Here is a 20158-nt window from a genome sequence, read left to right on the forward strand (position 1 = left end):
CTCCCCCGGCAGCTGCCTCCGCCCGTCAGCTGTCCCCGCCCGTCAGGTGGTCGACGCCGTTCCAGCGGTCCGGCCGCAACCGCCCGTCCTGGGCCCGCCACAGGCTGGTGGAGCAGTTGTGCACCGCCCCGAGCTCGGTGAGCTGCTGCTCGGTGAGCCGGTCCAGCGCGTAGCGCAGCATCAGCACCGTGCAGTCGTGGGCGACCAGCAGGACGGGCCGGCCGGCCTCCTCCTCGCAGACGTCCCGCAGCAGGCTGCGCACCCGCAGGGCGACGTCGGCCCAGGACTCGCCGCCGGGCGGGCGGTAGTACAGCTCGCCCATCTTGCGCCGCCGGGCGGCCTCCTCCGGGTGCTTGGCCTCGATGGCGGCCTTGGGCAGCATCTCCAGGATGCCGAGCTCGCGGTCGCGCAGCCGCTCGTCGTAGCGGACGGCCAGGGTGACGGGCACGGCGCCGAGGCCGGCCGCCTGGGCGAGCGCGATCCGGGTGGTCTCGGCGGTGCGCACGTACGGCGAGCACCAGACGCTGCGCGGGCGGTCGGCGCTGGGCAGGGCGGCCCACCAGCGGCCGAACGCCTGGGCCTGCTGCTGGCCGCGCAGGGACAGCGGGATGTCGGCGTCCCGGCAGCTGATCGGGACGCTGAGCGCGCCGACGGCCTCGGCCAGCTGGAACTCGACGTTGGCGGTGGACTCGCCGTGCCGGGTGGCGATCAGCACGGACGGCAGTCGGGTGGCCGCCGCGGGGCGGTGGGCGGTGACGTGGGGGTGGTGCTGGTTCTGGGTCGACTGGTGCTGGGTGACCTGGTGCGGGGCCGACTGGTGCTGGGCGGCCTGGTGCGGGGCCGACTGGTGCTGGGTGGTCTGGTGCTGGCCGTTGAGGGTGGTGCCGAGTTCTGCCATGGCCGCGAGCTCCCCGTGGGTCGATCAGGTTCCGGCCGGATGCCGGTCCGGTCTGGTGGTGCCCGGCGTGCACGCCTGTTCATACATATGATCGCGCCGCCTCCTCCAGTGTTCACGGAGAAGGCGGCGCGATCACAGGGCGCGCGCACGGCCAATCAGTGCGCCGCTACGGGCTCCGGCGCGTTCTCCCGCTCGCCGCCGCCGGTCTCGGCGCTGTAGTCGGAGGGCTTGGTCTCGTCCGGCCCGTCGGGCGTCCTGAACGCCCGCAGCACCAGGGTGAGCACCACCGAGACGACCAGGTTGAGCACGAAGGCCGTCATGCCGATGTAGCCGATCTCGCCGATGCCGGGGATCTCGGCCGCGTTGCCGCCGAAGTGCTTGGTGGCCGGGCTGGCCAGCCCGTACGCCGTCCAGGTGCCGTAGCCCATGCCCGCCGCCCAGCCGGCGAACAGCGCCCAGTGGTGGAACCAGCGGGTGAACAGGCCGCCGACGATCGCCACGAAGGTCTGCAGGATCCACAGGCCGCCCAGCAGCTGGAGGTTGATCGCGGCCTGCTTGTCCATGCCGAGCACGAAGACCAGCGCGCCGACCTTGACCAGCAGCGAGACCAGCTTGGCGACCCGGGTCTCGTCGGCCGGGGTGGCGGCGGGCTTGAGCCACTCCCTGTAGACGTTGCGGGTGAACAGGTTGGCCGCGGCGATGGACATGATCGCGGCCGGCACCAGTGCGCCGATCCCGATCGCGGCGAAGGCCACGCCGGTGAACCAGTCCGGGAACATGTTCGCGAACAGCTGCGGCACCGACAGCTGGGCGTTGTAGCCCTTGACGCCGCTGCCCACGCCCGCCGCGATCGCCATGAAGCCGAGCAGCGCCAGCAGCCCGAGCATCAGCGAGTACGCGGGCATGATCGCCATGTTGCGGCGCACGGTGTTGCGGGACTTGGAGGCCAGCACGCCGGTCACCGAGTGCGGGTACATGAACAGCGCCATCGCCGAGCCGATCCCCAGCGTGGCGTACGTCCACTGCTTGTTGTCGGGGAGGGTCAGCCCGCCGGCCTTGGCCTGCTTGAAGTGCGCCGCGGCCGCGTCGAAGACGTGCCCGTAGCCGCCGAGGCGCAGCGGGATGTAGATCACCGCGACGATGATCACGATGTAGACCAGGGCGTCCTTGACGAAGGCGATCAGCGCCGGGGCGCGCAGGCCGGAGGAGTAGGTGTAGGCGGCCAGCACGCCGAAGGCCAGGAACAGCGGCAGGTCCTTGACGAACCAGTTGGCGTCCGCGCCGCCGCCGAGGCCGAGCACGTCCAGCACGGCCTGGATGCCGACCAGTTGCAGGGCGATGTACGGCATGGTGGCCAGGATCCCGGTCAGCGCGATGACCAGGGACAGCGGCCGCGAGCCGTACCGGCCGCGGACGAAGTCGGCCGGGGTGACGTAGCCGTGCACCCGGGAGACCGACCAGAGCCGGGGCAGGAACAGGAAGACCAGCGGGTAGGCGATGATCGTGTACGGCACCGCGAAGAAGCCGGCCGCGCCGGTCGCGTACACGGCCGCCGGGACGGCGACGAAGGTGTAGGCGGTGTAGAGGTCGCCGCCGAGCAGGAACCAGGTCACCCAGGTCCCGAAGCTGCGCCCGCCCAGGCCCCACTCGTCCAGGTGGGCGGCGTCGTCCGCACGGCGCCAGCGGGAGGCGAGGAAGCCCATCACGGTGACCAGCAGGAAGAACAGGACGAAGACCACGAGGGCCGGCACGTTGACGTCCTTCATCGCGCACCGCCCTCGCGGGCCGCGCCGCGGGCCTTCTCGTCCCGGTTGATCAGCAGGTAGGCGGCGACCGTGAAGACCGCCGAGACCGGCACCCAGAGCAGCTGGTACCAGTAGAAGAAGGGGATCCCGGCCACCGCCGGGTCGGTCTTGTCGTAGGAGGAGACCCAGAGCATCGCCACGATGGGCACGAGCAGGGCGAGTCCGGCGAGCACCCGCTCGGGGGTCACGGCCGGGACTGGGGTCCCGGCTGGCTCGGGCATGACAGCTTCGCTGGGGGCTTGGTCAGACGGCATCTTCTGCTCCGCTCCGGAGGGTTCCGTCGGCGCCGCAGCCCCGGAGGTGCCCGGCACCCCCGTGAGCCCGCCGGGCAGCACCATCGGTGATCGGCAGTCAGTACGGCTGCGCAATCTAGGGCATGGGGTGATCCATGTCACCCGATATGACGCAACTTTCCGCCATCCGGACACGAACGGGCACCGGTGCGCGGGTCGCGCACGCCGGTGCCCGTGGTGAGGGGGAGGGGTCCGTTCGAGGTGAGGGCCCCGGACGGGGACGACTACTCCGGCCGCTGGAGCCGGGTGATGAACTTGTAGCGGTCGCCGCGGTAGATGGAGCGCACCCACTCGACCGGGTTGCCGTCGGCGTCGAAGGAGTGCCGGGAGAGCTGGAGCATCGGCAGGCCCAGGTCGGAGCCGAGCAGGCCGGCCTCCCGCGGGTTGGCGAGGGTGGTCTCGATGGTCTCCTCGGCCTCGGCCACGGTGACCCCGTAGACCTCGCGCAGCGCCGCGTACAGCGAGTTGTGCTTGGCCAGGTTGCGCCGCAGGGCGGGGAAGCGCTTGGCGGAGAGGTGGGCGACCTCGATGGCCATCGGGTCGCCGTTGGCCAGGCGCAGCCGCTCGATCCGCAGCACCCGGCCGCCGGGCTTGATGTCCAGCAGCGGGGCGAGCCGGTCGTCGGCGGTGATGTAGCCGATCTCGATCAGCCGGGAGGTGGGCTCCAGGCCCTGGGCGCGCATGTCCTCCGTGTAGGAGGTGAGTTGCAGCGCCTGGGCGACCTTGGGCTTGGCCACGAAGGTGCCCTTGCCCTGGATGCGCTCCAGCCGGCCCTCGACGACCAGTTCCTGGAGGGCCTGGCGCACGGTGGTGCGCGAGGTGTCGAACTGGGCGGCCAGCGCGCGCTCGGGCGGGACCGGGGTGCCCGCGGGCTGGGTCTCGGTGAGCTGGAGGAGGTGGCGCTTGAGGCCGTAGTACTTGGGGACGCGCGCGGTCGGATCGGCGCCGGCCTGCGTCGGGAGGTTCTTCACCTCGGGGTCGTCGGCCTGGGCGGTGGATCCCCCGTCGCTGCTCATCGGACCTGTTCTCCCGCTTCTCGCGGAGCCTTTTACCGCCCCGCCACATCGTTAACGGACCACATCGTTGCATGTATGGCTACGGAACGAATACCTCATCACGCGATGAACGATGTGCGGTGTCGGCTTGATAACGGGTGGTCGAGATCGGTCGAACAGCCGTTGACAGGCCCATTGGTCTAGGCCAAGCTCCAGGCATCTGGTCTACACCACTAGGCCGGTAACGATGAATCCCCCCACCCGCTCGAAGGGGTCCGCGGCACCTAATCTCCCGCTTTGCGTGGGTCTGCCGCTGCCGCCCGACGGGGGTAACCCAGGCATCCCTCAGGAGGATGGCGTGAAGCGTCAGCTCATCGCGGCGGTCGGCGTCGCAGCAATGGTCGTCGGTCTCGCGGCCTGCAGCTCGGACGGCAAGAAGGACGACGGCGGTTCCTCGTCCTCCACGTCGGCCGACCGGTACAAGGGCAAGACGCTCAAGGTGTGGACCATGACCGGCTCCGCCCCCAAGGGCTGGACCGACGCGGTCAAGACCGAGTTCGAGACCACCTACCCGGGCTCCAAGGTCGACTTTCAGGCCCAGGAGTGGACCGACATCGGCCCGAAGATCACCGCCGCGCTGTCCGAGGGCTCGGTCGACGTCCTGGAGCTGGGCAACACCCAGACCTCCGGCTACGCCGCCACCGGCGGTCTGCTCGACATCACCAAGGACAAGTCCGCGCTGGGTGGCGACGCTTGGGCCGCCAACCAGAACGAGGCCGCGATGCTGGACGGCAAGCAGTACGCCGCCCCGTGGTGGGTCTCCAACCGCGTGGTCGCCTACAACAAGGACCTCTGGAAGGCCGCCGGCCTGACCGACGCGCCGAAGACCCTGGACGAGTTCTACGCCGACCTGGACAAGCTCAAGACCACCCCCGGCGTCGTCGACCCGCTCTACCTGCCGGGCCAGGAGTGGTACACCTACTTCGGCCTGCTCACCGGCGAGGGCGGCAAGATCGCCAAGCAGGAGGGCGGCAAGTGGGTCGGCGGCCTGGAGTCGCCCGAGGCGCAGCGCGCCTTCGAGACCTACAAGACGCTGCAGAGCCACTCGCTCACCGGTCCGAAGGACAAGGACGAGGCGACCCCGCAGCAGAAGGACGTCTTCGCCAAGGGCAACGTCGGCACCATGATCGCCCTCGGCTGGGAGCTCCCGCTCGAGAAGGAGATGCCGAAGGACAAGATCGGCTTCTTCCCGATCCCGGGCAAGACCGCCGACAAGCCCTCCGGCGTCTTCATCGGTGGCTCGAACCTCGCGATCTCCGCGCAGAGCAAGAACACCGCGATGGCGAAGGACTTCCTGAAGATCGCCCTCAACGACAAGAACGAGGGCATGGTCGCCGCGGCCGGCAACATCCCGAACAAGCCGGCGCTGAACAGCCAGCTCACCGGTGACTTCGCGAAGGCCGCCCAGGCCGCCACCGCGGTCGGCGGGATCACCCCGAACACCCCGAACTGGGCCAGCGTCGAGAACACCCCGAACCCGATCAAGGACTTCCTGACCGCGGTCCTCCAGGGCGGCGACTACGCGTCCACCGCGAAGAAGTACGACGACGAGATCGCCAAGCGGCTCAACCAGAAGAACTAGTGCATCGAGCGGCGTCGCTCACCGGCCCCCGGCGGGGGGTCGGTGGGCGGCGCCCGTCCGTCGTGGCCGGGTTGTGAGGAAGTGAGAACGATGGCTGTGCATTCGGACCGGGTGCAGACGCAGTCCCCGGAGTCAGGGGAGGCTGTGGTGGCCGAGATTGACACCAGTGCCGCCGGCGGCGGAGCCAAGGGCACCGCGCCGAAGGGCACCAGACCCGCGAGCGGCCCCGGTCTCGGCGCCCGCTCCGCGCCGTACCTGCTGCTGCTGCCGGCCATCGTGGCGACCATCGTCCTGCTCGGCTGGCCGCTGCTGAAGACCTTCCTGCTGTCGTTCCAGGACCTCAACCGGCGCCAGCTGGTGATGCACCTGACCGAGTGGACCGGCTTCGACAACTACAAGGAGCAGCTGAGCGACCCGGAGTTCTGGTCGGTCACCGGTCGCACCGTCGCCTTCACCCTGGTCAACGTGGTGCTGATCATGGTCGGCGGCACCCTGGTCGGCCTGCTGCTGAACGTCCTCGGCAAGAAGATGCGGCTCGCGCTGTCGGTCGCGCTGCTGATGGCCTGGGCGATGCCGGTGGTCGCCGCGACCACCGTCTACACCTGGCTGTTCGACGAGCAGTGGGGCGTCGTCAACTGGTGCCTGGACAAGCTCGGTTGGCACTCGATGGCGAACTACAACTGGATGAGCGACGAGTACTCGACGTTCTTCGTCGTCATCCTGCTGATCGTCTGGATGTCGATCCCCTTCGTGGCGTTCAACATGTACGCCGGGCTGACCACCATCCCCAAGGAGCTCTACGAGGCCGCCCGGATGGACGGCGCCGGCTCCTCGAAGATCTTCAGCTCGGTGATCTTCCCCAACCTCAAGCCGTTCTTCCTGGCCACGACCTTCCTCGAGGTCATCTGGGTCTTCAAGTCCTTCACCCAGATCTACGCGATCAACGGCGGCGGCCCCGAGAAGCTCACCCGGACCCTTCCGGTGCACGCCTTCCTGGAGGGCTCGGGCAGCCAGCACTACGGCGTCGGCGCCGCGATCGCGGTGCTCACCATCCTGATGCTGGGCGTCCTGATGGCCTACTACTTCCGCATCATGATCAAGCAGGAGGACGAGCTGTGAGGCGCTCTCTCTTCGGACGTACCTGGCCGAACGTGATCGCGGTCGTCCTCATCGTCTTCTTCATCTTCCCCGTCTACTGGATGATCGCGACCGCGTTCAAGCAGAACAACGACATCATCAGCAAGACGCCGGTCTTCATCCCGCTCGACGCGACCTTCGAGCACTTCACCACCGCGGTCAACGCACCGGACTTCTGGACGTACGTCACCAACAGCATCACCGTCACGGTCGGCGCGGTGCTGATCTCCCTGGTGATCGCGACCCTGGCGGCCTTCGCCATCGCCCGGATGAGGTTCCGCGGCCGCAAGGCCTTCGTACTGGTCATCATGCTGGCCCAGATGGCGCCCTGGGAGGTCATGACCATCGCGGTCTACATGATCTCCCGCGACAACGACATGCTGAACAGCCTGCTGCCGCTGACCTTCTTCTACATGATGATGGTCCTGCCCTTCACCATCTGGACGCTGCGCGGCTTCATCGCCGCGGTGCCGAAGGAGCTGGAGGAGTCGGCCATGGTGGACGGCTGCACCCGTACCCAGGCCTTCGTGAAGGTGATCTTCCCGCTGCTGGCCCCGGGCCTGATGTCGACCTCGCTGTTCGGCTTCATCACGGCGTGGAACGAGTTCCCGCTCGTCCTGATCGTCAACAAGGAGCAGGGCAAGACCCTCCCGCTCTGGCTGTCCTCCTTCAAGACGGCCTTCGGCAACGACTGGGGCGCGACCATGGCGGCCTCCACGATGTTCGCCGTCCCCGTGCTGATCCTGTTCGTCTTCCTGCAGCGCAAGGCAGTCGGTGGTCTGACCGACGGCGCCGTGAAGGGCTGAGCCACCGTGAGCATCCTCGTACCCACCGTCCCGGACAGCGACCAGCTCCACCGGGACGCCCTGACCGTCCTGCAGCCCGGCTTCGTCGGCACCGAGCCGCCCGCCTGGCTGCGCCGCCACCTGGCCGCCGGGCTCGGCTCGGTCGCGCTGTTCGACCGCAACGTGGTCGACCTCGACCAGCTGTCCGCCCTCACCGGCGCGCTGCGCGCGGAGAACCCCGACCTCCTGATCGCGATCGACGAGGAGAGCGGCGACGTCACCCGGCTGGAGGCCGGCTCCGGCTCGTCCTGGCCGGGCAACCTCGCCCTCGGGGCGATCGACGACCCGGCGCTGACCCGGGACGTCGCCCGCGAGCTGGGCCGGGCGCTGGCCGCGGCCGGCGTCAACTACAACTGGGCGCCCACCGCGGACGTCAACTCCAACCCCCGCAACCCGGTCATCGGCGTGCGCTCCTTCGGCGCCGACCCGGAGCTGTGCGCCCGGCACACCGCCGCCTGGGTGGAGGGCCTCCAGTCGGCCGGCGTGGCCGCCTGCTCCAAGCACTTCCCCGGCCACGGCGACACCGCGGTGGACTCGCACCACGGCCTGCCGGTGATCGACGTCGACCTGGACGTGCTGCGCACCCGCGACCTGATCCCGTTCCAGGCCGCGATCGCGGCCGGCACCAAGGCCGTGATGACCGCCCACATCATGGTCCCGGCGCTGGACCCGAAGCTGCCCGCCACCCTGAGCCCGACCGTGCTGCGCGACCTGCTGCGCGCCGCCCCGGCCGACGGCGGCCTCGGCTACCAGGGCCTGATCGTCAGCGACGCGATCGAGATGGGCGCCATCGCCGACACCTTCGGGATGGGCCAGGGCACCGTGCTGGCGCTGGCGGCCGGCGCGGACGCGATCTGCGTCGGCGGCGGGCTGGCCGACGAGGAGACCGTGCTGATGCTGCGCGACGCCATCGTGGCGGGCGTGCGCTCCGGCCGGCTCACCGAGGAGCGGCTGGCGGACGCCGCCGACCGGGTCCGGGCGCTGGGCAGCTGGGGCCGGATCGCGGCCCAGGGCGAGCAGGCCGAGCCGGACCTCGCAGTGGGCCTGCGGGCCGCGCGCCGGGCGCTCAAGGTGGTCCGGGCGCCGGGCCGCGAGGTGCTGCCGGTGAGCGAGCGCCCGTACGTGGCCTCGTTCTCGGACGAGCCGAACATCGCGGTCGGCGACGTGACCCCGTGGGGCGTGGCCGGCATGCTGGCCGACCGCTTCCCGGGCACCCGGACCCGTGCGGTGTCCGCGGCCGAGGCCGCGCCGGAGCTGCTGGAGGCGCTGGTCGCCGAGCTGGTGGCCGGGGCCCAGGGCCGCCGCCTGGTGCTGGTGGTCCGGGACGCCCACCGGCACGCCTGGATGGCCGCCGCGCTGGCCCGTCTGGTGGCGGCCCGGCCGGACGCCGCGGTGGTGGAGATGGGGCTGCCCCAGTCCGAGCCGGTCGGCGCGCTGTACATCGCCACCCACGGCGCCGCCCGGGTCTGCGGGCTGGCGGCCGTGGAGGTGCTCACCGGGCAGCCGGGAGCGGTCGGCTGAGACCGTACGGACGCCGCCGGCCGGAGCCGGGGGCGTCCGCCGACGGGCCCGTCATGCGCATGTCGCATGGCGGGCCCGTCGCGTTTCCCCGCCGTCGACCCGGACGTTCTCCGGATGACCGTGCTCCCTCAAGGCAGCCTTAAATCCACCTTAAGTCCCACTGAGGGTGACGACCCGACGACTGATCGCCACGCGGTACAACGGGTCGGCAACAGCCTTGCTGACAAGGCCTGTTGGCCGTTGACACCACAGTTGGTCTAGGCCAGAGTCCATGCAACCGGTTCGAAATTGAACTCACCGGTTGTGGTATTGCGCCCTCCTCGAAGCTCTTCGCCGCCCCCGCCAGGACTCTCCGCCGCGGGCGCCAATCACGCTGTCGGCGGGCACCACCGTTCTTGGACAACCCTCGGAGGATGGCGTGAAGAAGCGTCAGCTCGGTTCGACGCTCGGGATCATGGCGCTGGCAGTCGCCCTGACGGCCTGTTCCTCGTCCGGATCACCCTCGGCCGACGGCCGGAGCTCCGCCGCGGACCCGCAGGCCGCCTCCGGCACCGTCACCGTCTGGTTGATGGACGACGCCCAGAAGAACTGGCCGGACCTGGTCCAGCGGGTCAACGACGAGTTCGCGGCGAAGTACCCCAAGGTCGGCCTCAAGCTGGTCTACCAGGGCTGGGCCGACAAGGTCTCCAAGCTCGACAAGGCGATCGCCGACGGCAGCGCCCCCGACGTGGTCGAGCTGGGCAACACCGAGACGATGAAGTACGTGCTCTCCGGCGCGCTGGCCCCGGTGGACCGCACCACCTTCGACAACTCCGACAGCTGGATCAAGGCGCTCGCCAACACCTGCACCTACCAGGACAAGCTGTGGTGCGTGCCCTACTACGCGGGCGCCCGGGTCGCGGTCTACAACTCCAGCGTCTTCCAACAGGCCACGGGCAGCGCGGAGTTCCCCAAGACCGAGGGCGAACTGATGACCGCCCTGGACAAGATCGCGGACAAGAACAGATCGGACCGGACCTTCTCCCCGCTCTACCTGCCCGGGCCGTACTGGTACGCCGCGATGAGCTACGTGGCCGCGTACGGCGGCAGCATCGCCAAGTTCGACAGCTCCGGCAACTGGCACGGTACTCTGCACGACGCCAAGTCCCAGCAGGGCATCGGCCACTTCGCGGACCTCGTCCGCAAGTACAACAAGGGCGACCTGACGCAGAACGAGCAGAACCAGTTCGAGGCCATGGCGCGCGGCCACGCCGCGTCCTTCTACGGCAACGGCTTCGAGGCCGCCAGCGTGATCGCGCCGGTCACCGGCGACTCGGGCCTCAAGGACAGCGTCAAGGTCGCCACCATGCCCGGCCCGGACGGCAAGCCGCTGCCCACCTTCATCGGCGGCTCCGACCTCGCCGTCACCGCCAAGTCCCAGCAGGCGGGGCCAGCCGCCGACTGGATCCGGATGTTCACCAGCACCAAGTCCGAACAGGCGCTGGCCGACAAGGACATCCTGCCGAACAACCTCAACCAGCTGAACCCGTTGAAGAACAAGCCCAACACCGCCGCCGCGGCCAACGCCGTCCCGGACGCCTGGTTCACCCCGCTGGCCCCCGGCTGGGGGGCGGTCGAGAAGCAGAAGATCATCCCGGACATGCTGACCGCGATCCTCAAGGGCAAGTCCGTCGACCAGGCCACCAAGGACGCCGACGCGGCGATCGACCAGCTGATCAACAACCCGTCCTGACGCCCGGCCCGCCGCACCGCTCGCCGCGCCACCCCCGATCCGCCCCGGGGCGGGGGTGCCGCGGCGGGGGCCCGCTCGTAGGATTGCCCAGCAGGAACCGCAGCGAGTGTGCGGACTCGCCGCCGTAGAGGTCCCCGTCGGGCAACCCGCCCGGGCGGGGTCGACCCATCTCATCGGAGGCAATCCAGATGTCCGACCCGCAGACTGTTTCCGTCCCCGGCCGGATCATGGCGGCGGAGATGGCCGAGCAGCCGGCCGTCCTCCGGCGCATCCTCGACGAGGGTGCCCCGAAGATCCGCGAGATCGCGGCCGGGATCGCCGCCCGCAGCCCCCGCTTCGTCCTGCTGACCGCGCGCGGCACCTCCGACAACGCCGCGCTCTACGCCAAGTACCTGATCGAGATCCTGCTCGGCAAGCCGGCCGGCCTGACCTCGATGTCCACCACCACGGCGTACGGGGCCCAGCCGGACCTCACCGACGTCCTGGTGATCACCGTCAGCCAGTCCGGCGGCTCGCCGGACCTGGTCGCCTCCACCAAGGCCGCCCGCGAGGCCGGGGCGATCACCCTGGCCGTCACCAACAACCCCGACTCCCCGCTCGCCGAGGTGTCCGAGTTCCACATCGACGTGCTGGCCGGGCCGGAGAAGGCGCTGCCGGCCACCAAGACCTACACCGCCGAGCTGCTGGCGCTCTACCTCCTGGTCGAGGGCCTGCGCGGCGGGGACGGCTCGGCGGCCGAGGTGCTGCCGGGCCTGGCCGCCGGGGTGCTGGCCCGCCAGGCGGAGGTGAAGGCGCTGGCCGAGCGCTACCGCTTCGCCCAGCGCCTGGTCATCACCTCGCGCGGCTACGGCTACCCGACCGCCCGCGAGGCGGCGCTCAAGCTGATGGAGACCACGTACATCCCGGCCACCCCGTTCTCCGGCGCCGACCTGCTGCACGGGCCGCTGGCCATGGTGGACAACGTCTCCCCGGTGATCGCGATCGTCCCGGACGGCAAGGGCGGCGAGGCCCTCCAGCCGGTGCTGGACCGTCTGCGGGGCCGCGGCGCGGACCTCGTGGTGATCGGCCAGCAGGCGCAGGTGGACGCCGCCTCGGCGGGCTTCGCGCTGCCCGCCGGCGTGCCCGAGGAGGTCCAGCCGATCCTGGAGATCCTGCCGCTCCAGCAGCTCGCCTACGAGGTCACCATCGCCCGCGGCCAGGACCCGGACGCCCCGCGCGCCCTGGCCAAGGTCACCGAGACGCACTGATACTCGCCCGCTCGCCTCCGGGGCGCTCCGACCCGGTGCCGACGGTCGTCGCTCCGATGCCCCTCGTTCCTCGGGGCCTCCTCGCTCCTCCCTCTCGACACCGGCGCGCCCCTTCGGCTCGGGGCGGGTGCTCGCCCGCTCGCCTCCGGGGCGCTCCGACCCGGTGCCGACGGTCGTCGCTCCGATGCCCCTCGTTCCTCGGGGCCTCCTCGCTCCTCCCTCTCGGCACCGGCGCGCCCCTTCGGCTCGGGGCGGGTGCTCGCCCGCTCGCCTCCGGGCGGGGGCGCCCGCCGGAACGGAACCGGCCCCCGTCCACAGGCTGTGGACGGGGGCCGGTTCACTGAGCGGCGGAAACGGGTCCGGAATGCACTACGGGCCACGGCGCCGACACGGGACCCTCAACCCATGCGGCACCGCAGCCCGGAGCTGTCGTCGGGCACCGGTGTCGATCGAGGACTGTGCGGGGTCCTCGTTCGCCGGCGTCCGACCGAGGAGAAGCCGCGCGCGGTCAGGGCAGTTGCGCGGTGGGCCTCTCCTTGGTGCCCTTTCATTGTGGACTAGACCAATCTGCGTTGTCCAGGCCGCTCGGTGAATTGGTCTAAACAACTCCGGACAGTCATCCGGCGCCAGCGGACAGTCCGCCGAGCCCCCCGCCGGGCCTCGGCGCTACGCTCGCCATGTGCCCTCGCTGAACGAACTCGTCCGCCGCCACACCACCCTGACCGGGGCCGACGTGGAATGGCTCCACATGCTGGTCTCGGAGTGGCAGCTGCTCTCCGACCTCTCCTTCGCCGACCTGGTGCTGTGGATCCCCACCTGGGACGGCATCCGCTACGTCTCGGTGGCACAGATGCGGCCCAACACCGGGCCGACCTCCTACCAGGACGACATGGTCGGCCACCTCGTCCCGCGCGGGCGCCGCCCGCTGCTGGACGCCGCCTTCGACGAGGGGCGGATCGTGCGCGAGGGCGATCCGGAGTGGCGCGAGGAGGTCCCGGTCCGGGTCGAGTCGATCCCGGTCCGGCGCGAGGGCAAGGTGCTCGGGGTGATCGCCCGCAACACCAACCTGCTGACCGTGCGCACCCCCAGCCGGCTGGAGCTCACCTACCTCCAGAGCGCCTCCGACCTGGCCCAGATGATCGCGGCCGGCAGCTTCCCGTTCCCCGGCGTCGAGCAGGCCGACATGGACGCCGCGCCCCGGGTCGGCGACGGCCTGATCCGCCTGGACGCGGACGGCATCGTCACCTACGCCAGCCCCAACGCGCTCTCCGCCTACCACCGGCTGGGCCTCACCACCGACCTGGTCGGCAGCCACCTCGGCCGGGCCACCGCCGACCTCGTCCCGCCCTCCCGCTCGGCCGTCCACGAGGCCCTGGTGAAGCTGGCCAGCGGCTGGGCGCCCCGGCAGACCGAGGTGGAGGTGCAGGGGGGAGTGGTGACCCTGCGCGCGATCCCGCTCAAGCCGAAGGGGACGCTGACCGGCTCCCTGGTGCTCTGCCGGGACGTCACCGAGCTGCGCCGCCGCGACCGCGAGCTGATGACCAAGGACGCCACCATCCGGGAGATCCACCACCGGGTGAAGAACAACCTGCAGACGGTCGCCGCCCTGCTGCGGTTGCAGTCCCGCCGGATGGAGTCCGAGTCGGCCCGGGCCGCGCTGGACGAGGCGGTGCGCCGGGTCGGCTCGATCGCGATCGTGCACGAGACGCTCTCCCAGGCGCTGGACGAGCAGGTGGCCTTCGACGAGATCGCCGACCGGGTGCTGGCGATGGCGATGGAGCTGTCCCAGGACGGCCGGGTGGCGACCCGCCGCAGCGGAAGCTTCGGCATCCTCTCCGCCGAAGTGGCCACCCCGCTGTCGATGGTGTTGACCGAGCTGCTGCAGAACGCCCTGGAGCACGCCTTCGGCCCGACCGCCTCCGGGAACCTGGAGGTCAGCGCGCTGCGCGGGCGGGCCCCGGCGACCGGCATGGGCTGGTCGGACAGCTGGAACGGCGGTGCCAAGCCGGAGGAGTACCTGCTGATCACCGTGCAGGACGACGGGCGCGGCATGCCGGAGGGCTTCGACCCGAAGACGGCCGGCAACCTCGGGCTGCAGATCGTCCGGACGCTGGCCACCGGTGAGCTGGGCGGGACCTTCGACATGGTGGCCGGCCCGAACGGCGGCACCAAGGTCATCCTGGAGATCCCGGTGCGTTGATGCGTCGGGTTGCGCGGCGGGGGCGTGCGTGCGGCGGAAGCGCCGGGTGCGCGCTTCACGCGCCCGGCGTGCAAAGGCGGGGCACGGCCGGGTCGGGCGCCGGGCCGGAAACAGAAACGAGGCCCTGTCGACCGGGGGGGTGGGTCGACAGGGCCTCTCAACCCGTTCCGGCCGTCGGGGGGAGTCGGCCGGAACGGGGGCTCTAGGTGGTGCGACACCTCGCATGTGCGTTGCACACGGTGAGCGCCTCAGCTCCACAATATTGCTCTAAGTGAACAGTATCAAGTGGCTGGACGGTTCGGTGTCGCGGGACCTCGCGTGGCAAGGCCCTTGGTGCGGAAGGCTTCACCAGGAGGTGCAGGGAAGCCTTTGATCATGTGTTGATCGGTTGTTGATCGGTACTACGGTTACTGCTGGTGCTACGGCGTGTGACCAGATGCTGCTGATCAGGCGGTGCGGGCGCGGTTGCGGGCGGCACGGCGCTTCATCGCGCGACGCTCGTCCTCGCTCATGCCGCCCCAGACGCCGGCGTCCTGGCCGGTCTCGAGGGCCCACTGGAGACACTGCTCCATCACCGGACAGCGGCGGCACACGGCCTTGGCTTCCTCGATCTGCAGCAGAGCAGGACCGGTGTTCCCGATCGGGAAGAACAGCTCCGGGTCCTCTTCGCGGCAGACAGCGCGGTGGCGCCAGTCCATGGTCGTCCAACTCCTCCTGCCGCGGGGGGTGGCCCGATCGGCATAATCGAATGGCTTGTGAATGTGAACGCTTTCACGAATCCCACAACAGCAAAAGAGACCAAAGGCCCATCGGGCCCGGGTGGTCTGTGCTGGGGGGGATTCGGCGATTCGAGGGACACCCCGCGGTCGGCGCTCCTGTGGTTCCGGAGTTGCCGTCGCTGCGATGTGTCCCGATCGCCATGTAGAGGTTCGCAAACCTCGGGCTCGGATACAACCCCCTTCGGGGAGGAATTTTTGATTCTTCGGTGTCGCCTAGCTCACAGCCAGTACTTCTATGGAGTGAAGGGGGCTTGTGCGTTCGAGAAGAAGGGCGAAGCCCCCTTCCGGTCACACAATCACACGCAGTGCCCGCCGAACGCCTGTGAAACTGACGCGACTCCGGTCTCCAAGATGGTCCCCGTCGACCTGGAACGGCACAGGTTCCTGGGAAACCAAGGTGAAGTGTCTGACGTCGTGATAGGAGACGACGTGCTTTCCGGACGGGCCGGCCGGCGGGGCGCCGTCGCTCGAAGGCGCGTACGACCGCAGGATCTGACGGATCGTTCGAGCAGTACCGAACGCCGTCATCCGGGTGATGCCGAAGACGTCCAGATCCGTGTCGAAGGAGGCGAGGGGCGAGGGGTAGACCGGACGGCTGCCGAGGAACGTCCACGGCGAGGTGTTGCTGACTATCGTCAGCGCCAGGCCCGGAACGGCCTCGCGGCCCGGTATTTCCAAGGCCACCGGGCCCGAGCGGCGCTGCTCACGCTGGGTGAAGTAGTGCCGGAGGGCCTGCCCGACGTACAGGGCGTGGGTGGACTTGCGCCCGGCCCTGCGCTGCTCCTCGACCCGGCCCACCACGCCGGCGTCGAAGCCGAGGCCGGCGGTGAAGGTGAACCAGCGGTCCGGCAGCCCCTCGGTCATCGCCTTGCCCAGGCCGATCGGCCGCTCGTGCCCCTGCTCCAGTGCGTTCAGCAGGGCGCCGGTGGCCTCCACCGGGTCGTTGGGCAGGCCCAGTGCGCGGGCGAAGACATTGGTCGAACCGCCCGGCACCACGGCCAGTCGCGGGACCTTCTCGCCCGGGCCGTGCGCCAGCAGCCCGTTCACCACCTCGTTGACGGTGCCGTCCCCGCCCAGCGCCACCACCAGGTCGACCGTGCCGTCCTGGGCGGCGTCCCGGGCCAGGTCGTGCGCGTGCCCCCGGTACTGGGTCTCGGCGACGTCCAGCTTGAGGTCGCTGCGCAGCGCGTGGATCAGTACGTCCCTGGTCCGGCCACTGGTGGTGGTGGCCTTGTGGTTCACGACCAGGAGAGCGCGCATGGGGAAAGCCTACGGGGCCGTACGGACCGACCGGCGGCTACCCTGCTGGAGTGACCGCAGAATCCTCCGCACCCGTACCCGCCCGCCCGGTCCCGCTCACCCTGGGCGCCGCCATCACCGCCCTGGAGGGCGCGGCGCTCGCCGTCGTCGGCGTCTCGGACATGGTGTCCGCACTGTCCGGCCAGGCCAAGCAGCTGGCCCTGAACGAGTTCGGCGGCCTGGTCATCGTGCTGCTCGGGGTGCTGCCGATACTGGCCGCCCGCGCGCTGCTCAAGGAGCGCCGCTGGGGCCGCAGCCCCGCCGTGCTGACCAACTCGATCTGCCTGCCGGTGGCTTACTACATGGTCCAGAGCGGCGGCGCGATGATCGCGGTCGGTGCGCTGGTCGGCCTGCTCGGCCTGGTGGGCATCGGTGCGCTGCTGAACCCGAGGTCGACGGCGGCCCTGTACGCGCAGCAGGAGGGCTGAGCGCCCCCACCGCCCCGAACACGAACGGACGGCCGCCGCAGCACCCGCTGCGGCGGCCGTCCGTTCGTGCCGGTCCTGCTACTCCTCGACGAGGAGCTTCTCCCGCAGCTGGGCCAAGGTCCGGGCCAGCAGGCGGGACACGTGCATCTGGGAGATCCCCACCTCGGCGGCGATCTGCGACTGGGTCATGTTCCGGAAGAACCGCAGCACCAGGATCTTCTGCTCCCGGGGCGGCAGTTGGGCCAGCAGGGGCTTGAGCGACTCGCGGTACTCGACGCCCTCCAGTGCCTCGTCGGTGGCGCCCAGGGTGTCCGCCACGGCCGGCGACTCGTCGTCGCTGTCCGGGACGTCCAGGGACAGCGTGGAGTACGCGTTGGCGGACTCCAGGCCCTCCAGCACGTCCTCCTCGGAGATGCCCAGGTGCTCGGCCAGCTCGTGCACCGTGGGGGAGCGGCCGTGCCGCTGGGAGAGCTCGCTGGTCGCCGTGGTGAGCGACAGCCGCAGCTCCTGGAGGCGGCGCGGGACGCGCACCGCCCACCCCTTGTCGCGGAAGTGCCGCTTGATCTCGCCGACGATGGTCGGCGTCGCGTAGGTGGAGAACTCGACCCCGCGCTCGTGGTCGAAGCGGTCCACCGACTTGATCAGTCCGATGGTGGCGACCTGGGTCAGGTCGTCCAGCGGCTCACCCCGGTTGCGGAACCGCCGGGCCAAGTGCTCGACCAGCGGGATGTGCATCCGGACCAGCTGGTTGCGCAGCTCCACGCGCTCCGGGGAGCCCTCGGGCAGCGCGGCCAGCCGGACGAACAGCGCGCGGGCGGCCTCCCGGTCCGGTGCGCCGGTGCGGTGCGAGCCCTGGGCGGGCACGGCGCCGTGCAGGTCCGCGCCCTCCGCCGCCGGTTCCGGCGGGGGAGTGGAGGCGGGCGTCGGCTCAGACGTCGGCTCGGTCGGGTGGCTCATCCGGTGGGCGTCCTTCGGGTGCGCTTCGTCGTTGGCGGCGAGGCCGGAAACGCTCGCCTGGGTCGGTACGGCAGGTCCCGCCGTCGCGAGGCCGGTACGGTCCAGATCACTCACGGCCATTCCCCCGTTCCGTTCCGGGAGCACCGGGGCCGTCGGCCCCGGCATCGTCTCGTTGGTCGTACCGCCGGTGGGCGGTACCGGGAGCCGCCCACCGGCCCCGGGTGGGGTGCGGCGGACGGCCCTTGCAGGGTGCTGCTGCTCGGTGCCCGGTCAGTGGGCGGCGGACCCGCCGCGCTTCTTGTGCAGGCTGATCGTCACGGTGTTGTCCTCGGCGACCGAGGAGTCCACCTCGCCGGCCAGCGCGGAGAGCACCGTCCACGCGAAGGTGTCGCGTTCGGGCGCCTTGCCGTCCGTGGTCGGAGCGGAGACCGTCACCTTGAGCGAGTCGCCGACCAGCCGGAACTCGCAGGACAGGACGGAGCCGGGCACCGCCTGCTGGAGCAGGATGGCGCAGGCCTCGTCCACCGCGATCCGCAGGTCCTCGATCTCGTCGAGGGTGAAGTCCAGCCGGGCGGCAAGCCCGGCCGTCGCTGTTCGCAGCACGGAGAGGTAGGCCCCTGCCGCGGGCAGCCGGACCTCCACGAAGTCCTGAACTCCGAGATCGCTGTCGATCTGGGACACCCTTGCCTCCTGGGTGACGCGCTGTGCTTGCTTGGTACCCCCGAGGGGGCGTCCTCCGCACCCGGTGCGGGAGTTACTCATGGTAAGGCATTGCGACGCAGGGTGGCAGGGGCTTTGCCCCTACTCCGTGCGTGGGTTCAACGCTTCCCGGCGGCCGTGAGTGCCTCATCGGTGAGCCGGTAGACCGTCCACCCGTTCATCGGCACCGCGCCGAGCGAGCGGTAGAAGTCGATCGAGGGCTGGTTCCAGTCCAGCACCGACCATTCGACCCGGGCGTAGCCGCGCTCGACGGCGATCCTCGCCAGCTCCAGCAGGAGCGCCTTGCCGTGGCCGCCGCCGCGGGCCTGCGGGCGGACGTAGAGGTCCTCCAGGTAGATCCCGTGGGTGCCGCGCCAGGTCGAGAAGTTGAGGAACCAGAGCGCGAAGCCGACCGGTTCGCCGGTGGCCGGGTCCTCCGCGATCAGGCCGAACAGCGCCGGGGCGGCGCCGAACAGCGCCTCGCGCAGCTGCTCCTCCGTGGCCACCGCCTCCTGGGGGGCCTTCTCGTACTCCGCGAGCTCACGGATCATGGCCAGGACGACGGGAACGTCGGTGACGACGGCGGTGCGGATCATGCCGCGAGCCTACTGCGCGGGCCCCGCCCGGGCCCAGGGCCGGAGCGGGGTCCGATCGTCGGTCGCGCCGGTCAGCGGGCCGGGACGGTGCGCAGGAACCCGGCCAGGGTGCTGATCGCGGCCGGGTTGCGCGGACTCTCGACCAGGTCGACGTAGTCCATGACGAAGATCCGGTCGTTCCTGATCGCGGCGACGTTCGCCAGCGGCGGGAAGGACTTGAGGAACGTCCGCTTCTCCTCGGCGCCCGGGGTCGCGTAGTTGTTGATCACGATCACCTCGGGGTCGCGCTGCACCACGCTCTCCCAGCCGGCGGTGACCCAGGTGTCCGCGAGGTCGCCCATGACGTTGGTCCCGCCGGCCTTCGCGATGATCTCGTTCGCGGCGGCGAACTTCCCGGCGGTGTACGGCTTGTCCTGCCCGCTGTCGTACAGGAAGACGGACGGGCGGCGCTCCGGCTGCGGCACGGCGGCGATGGTGGCCCTGGACTCGGCGATCAGCTTGTCCGCGCGGTCCTCGACGTCGAAGATCGCGCCCAGGTTGGCCAGGTCGGTGTAGAGCGCCTCCAGCGGGTCCATCACCCCGCGCTCGGAGCCCTTGCCGCTGCGGCAGGACTCGCTGAGCACGTAGGAGTCCACGCCGAGCGCCTTGAACGCCTGCGGAGTGACCCCGCTGCCCTCGTCGAAGCCGTAGTGCCAGCCGGCGAACACCAGGTCGGCCTTGGCGTCCAGGGCGATCTCCTTGGTGAGCACCTTCTTGGAGAGCCAGCTGGTCTGCCGGTAGCCGTCCTTCCAGGCCACCTTGTCGACCTGCCCCTTGTCGTCGGGCATCACGTAGCCGGCCATCCGGTCGGCGAGGCCGAGGGAGAGCATCAGTTCGGTGATGTTGACGTCGTTGGTCACCACCCGGGCGGGCTTCTGCGCGAAGGTGAGCCGCTCGCCGCAGTTCGTCACGGTCACCGGGTAGTGGCCGGAGGCGGTGGCGGCGCCGGGGCGGGGGGCGATCTCGGCGCCGCAGGCGGTCAGCCCGAGGGTGAGCAGGGCGGTGGCGGCAACGGCCTTGGTGCGCATACGGGTTCCTTCGGATCG

At 70.5% G+C, this 20158-nt stretch carries 18 protein-coding genes; 8 read left to right on the forward strand and 10 right to left on the reverse strand.

Translation table 11 applies throughout. The features are described from left to right. Nucleotides 1–25 precede the first annotated feature (25 nt). The 4 genes from ACFY2K_RS02515 to ACFY2K_RS02530 all read right to left on the reverse strand — a co-directional run bounded on the left by ACFY2K_RS02515 (nt 26) and on the right by ACFY2K_RS02530 (nt 4012). The gene (locus tag ACFY2K_RS02515) at nt 26–898 is read right to left on the reverse strand and encodes a histidine phosphatase family protein (RefSeq protein WP_380525140.1); all 873 of its coding nucleotides are present in this window, start codon (nt 896–898) and stop codon (nt 26–28) included. A gap of 155 nt (nt 899–1053) precedes the next feature. Further along, nucleotides 1054–2664, reverse strand: coding sequence for a monocarboxylate uptake permease MctP (gene mctP / locus ACFY2K_RS02520; RefSeq protein WP_387709284.1), 1611 nt, complete (start codon nt 2662–2664; stop codon nt 1054–1056). Beyond that, nucleotides 2661–2924 carry a DUF3311 domain-containing protein gene (locus tag ACFY2K_RS02525; RefSeq protein ID WP_375894050.1) on the reverse strand — a complete coding sequence of 88 codons (264 nt, stop codon included), beginning with the start codon at nt 2922–2924 and terminating at the stop codon, nt 2661–2663. The genes mctP and ACFY2K_RS02525 overlap by 4 nt, the downstream gene beginning before the upstream one ends. Nucleotides 2925–3220: 296 nt before the next feature. Continuing rightward, nucleotides 3221–4012 (reverse strand): GntR family transcriptional regulator, encoded by a 792-nt coding sequence (locus ACFY2K_RS02530; RefSeq protein ID WP_387709286.1) that lies wholly within the window; start codon nt 4010–4012, stop codon nt 3221–3223. Between the two features lie 337 nt (nt 4013–4349). Here ACFY2K_RS02530 and ACFY2K_RS02535 point away from each other — a divergent pair, with 337 nt between their 5' ends. The 7 genes from ACFY2K_RS02535 (at nt 4350) to ACFY2K_RS02565 (ending at nt 14315) form a co-directional block, all read left to right on the forward strand. Further along, nucleotides 4350–5633 (forward strand): extracellular solute-binding protein, encoded by a 1284-nt coding sequence (locus ACFY2K_RS02535; RefSeq protein ID WP_380525139.1) that lies wholly within the window; start codon nt 4350–4352, stop codon nt 5631–5633. 90 nt (nt 5634–5723) lie between these two features. Then, nucleotides 5724–6752, forward strand: a complete 1029-nt coding sequence (locus ACFY2K_RS02540) for a carbohydrate ABC transporter permease (RefSeq protein ID WP_375894041.1) — start codon at nt 5724–5726, stop codon at nt 6750–6752. After that, nucleotides 6749–7576, forward strand: coding sequence for a carbohydrate ABC transporter permease (locus tag ACFY2K_RS02545; RefSeq protein ID WP_375894038.1), 828 nt, complete (start codon nt 6749–6751; stop codon nt 7574–7576). The genes ACFY2K_RS02540 and ACFY2K_RS02545 overlap by 4 nt, the downstream gene beginning before the upstream one ends. Before the next feature lie 6 nt (nt 7577–7582). Beyond that, nucleotides 7583–9136: a glycoside hydrolase family 3 protein gene (locus ACFY2K_RS02550; RefSeq protein WP_375894036.1), complete on the forward strand. Its 1554-nt coding sequence runs from the start codon at nt 7583–7585 to the stop codon at nt 9134–9136. A gap of 454 nt (nt 9137–9590) precedes the next feature. After that, entirely contained in the window at nt 9591–10868 is a 1278-nt protein-coding gene (locus ACFY2K_RS02555; RefSeq protein WP_375894181.1) for an extracellular solute-binding protein, read from the forward strand. 188 nt (nt 10869–11056) lie between these two features. Beyond that, nucleotides 11057–12115, forward strand: coding sequence for an SIS domain-containing protein (locus ACFY2K_RS02560; protein ID WP_375894033.1), 1059 nt, complete (start codon nt 11057–11059; stop codon nt 12113–12115). A gap of 679 nt (nt 12116–12794) precedes the next feature. Beyond that, a complete protein-coding gene (locus tag ACFY2K_RS02565; RefSeq protein ID WP_375894031.1) occupies nt 12795–14315 on the forward strand; it encodes a sensor histidine kinase in 1521 nt (506 codons plus the stop codon). 446 nt (nt 14316–14761) lie between these two features. Here the strand turns inward: ACFY2K_RS02565 and ACFY2K_RS02570 are convergent, their stop codons facing one another. Both ACFY2K_RS02570 and ACFY2K_RS02575 read right to left on the reverse strand, forming a co-directional pair. Next, nucleotides 14762–15013, reverse strand: a complete 252-nt coding sequence (locus ACFY2K_RS02570) for a WhiB family transcriptional regulator (protein ID WP_014138019.1) — start codon at nt 15011–15013, stop codon at nt 14762–14764. A 369-nt stretch (nt 15014–15382) separates the two neighbouring features. Beyond that, nucleotides 15383–16354 (reverse strand): diacylglycerol/lipid kinase family protein, encoded by a 972-nt coding sequence (locus ACFY2K_RS02575; protein ID WP_375894028.1) that lies wholly within the window; start codon nt 16352–16354, stop codon nt 15383–15385. 50 nt (nt 16355–16404) lie between these two features. On the opposite strand from ACFY2K_RS02575, the gene ACFY2K_RS02580 reads away from it, so the two are divergent. Further along, nucleotides 16405–16821 (forward strand): hypothetical protein, encoded by a 417-nt coding sequence (locus tag ACFY2K_RS02580; protein ID WP_375894025.1) that lies wholly within the window; start codon nt 16405–16407, stop codon nt 16819–16821. Between the two features lie 78 nt (nt 16822–16899). On the opposite strand, the gene ACFY2K_RS02585 is transcribed toward ACFY2K_RS02580, so the two are convergent. The 4 genes from ACFY2K_RS02585 to ACFY2K_RS02600 all read right to left on the reverse strand — a co-directional run bounded on the left by ACFY2K_RS02585 (nt 16900) and on the right by ACFY2K_RS02600 (nt 20140). Continuing rightward, nucleotides 16900–17892: an RNA polymerase sigma factor SigF gene (locus ACFY2K_RS02585; RefSeq protein WP_375896638.1), complete on the reverse strand. Its 993-nt coding sequence runs from the start codon at nt 17890–17892 to the stop codon at nt 16900–16902. Between the two features lie 156 nt (nt 17893–18048). Further along, nucleotides 18049–18459 (reverse strand): anti-sigma regulatory factor, encoded by a 411-nt coding sequence (locus ACFY2K_RS02590; RefSeq protein WP_360233452.1) that lies wholly within the window; start codon nt 18457–18459, stop codon nt 18049–18051. 137 nt (nt 18460–18596) lie between these two features. Continuing rightward, a complete protein-coding gene (locus ACFY2K_RS02595) occupies nt 18597–19073 on the reverse strand; it encodes a GNAT family N-acetyltransferase (protein ID WP_375896636.1) in 477 nt (158 codons plus the stop codon). 71 nt (nt 19074–19144) lie between these two features. Then, nucleotides 19145–20140 (reverse strand): ABC transporter substrate-binding protein, encoded by a 996-nt coding sequence (locus tag ACFY2K_RS02600; RefSeq protein WP_387709289.1) that lies wholly within the window; start codon nt 20138–20140, stop codon nt 19145–19147. Nucleotides 20141–20158 lie beyond the last annotated feature (18 nt).

Source organism: Kitasatospora sp. NPDC001309, from assembly GCF_042896295.1.
Lineage (GTDB): Bacteria > Actinomycetota > Actinomycetes > Streptomycetales > Streptomycetaceae > Kitasatospora.

Bases quoted from the DNA above. Each gene is read 5' to 3' on its own strand.
- ACFY2K_RS02515 (WP_380525140.1), bottom strand. From the start codon at position 898: ATGGCAGAACTCGGCACCACCCTCAACGGCCAGCACCAGACCACCCAG.
- mctP (WP_387709284.1), bottom strand. From the start codon at position 2,664: ATGAAGGACGTCAACGTGCCGGCCCTCGTGGTCTTCGTCCTGTTCTTC.
- ACFY2K_RS02525 (WP_375894050.1), bottom strand. From the start codon at position 2,924: ATGCCCGAGCCAGCCGGGACCCCAGTCCCGGCCGTGACCCCCGAGCGG.
- ACFY2K_RS02530 (WP_387709286.1), bottom strand. From the start codon at position 4,012: ATGAGCAGCGACGGGGGATCCACCGCCCAGGCCGACGACCCCGAGGTG.
- ACFY2K_RS02540 (WP_375894041.1), top strand. From the start codon at position 5,724: ATGGCTGTGCATTCGGACCGGGTGCAGACGCAGTCCCCGGAGTCAGGG.
- ACFY2K_RS02555 (WP_375894181.1), top strand. From the start codon at position 9,591: ATGGCGCTGGCAGTCGCCCTGACGGCCTGTTCCTCGTCCGGATCACCC.
- ACFY2K_RS02560 (WP_375894033.1), top strand. From the start codon at position 11,057: ATGTCCGACCCGCAGACTGTTTCCGTCCCCGGCCGGATCATGGCGGCG.
- ACFY2K_RS02570 (WP_014138019.1), bottom strand. From the start codon at position 15,013: ATGGACTGGCGCCACCGCGCTGTCTGCCGCGAAGAGGACCCGGAGCTG.
- ACFY2K_RS02575 (WP_375894028.1), bottom strand. From the start codon at position 16,354: ATGCGCGCTCTCCTGGTCGTGAACCACAAGGCCACCACCACCAGTGGC.
- ACFY2K_RS02595 (WP_375896636.1), bottom strand. From the start codon at position 19,073: ATGATCCGCACCGCCGTCGTCACCGACGTTCCCGTCGTCCTGGCCATG.
- ACFY2K_RS02600 (WP_387709289.1), bottom strand. From the start codon at position 20,140: ATGCGCACCAAGGCCGTTGCCGCCACCGCCCTGCTCACCCTCGGGCTG.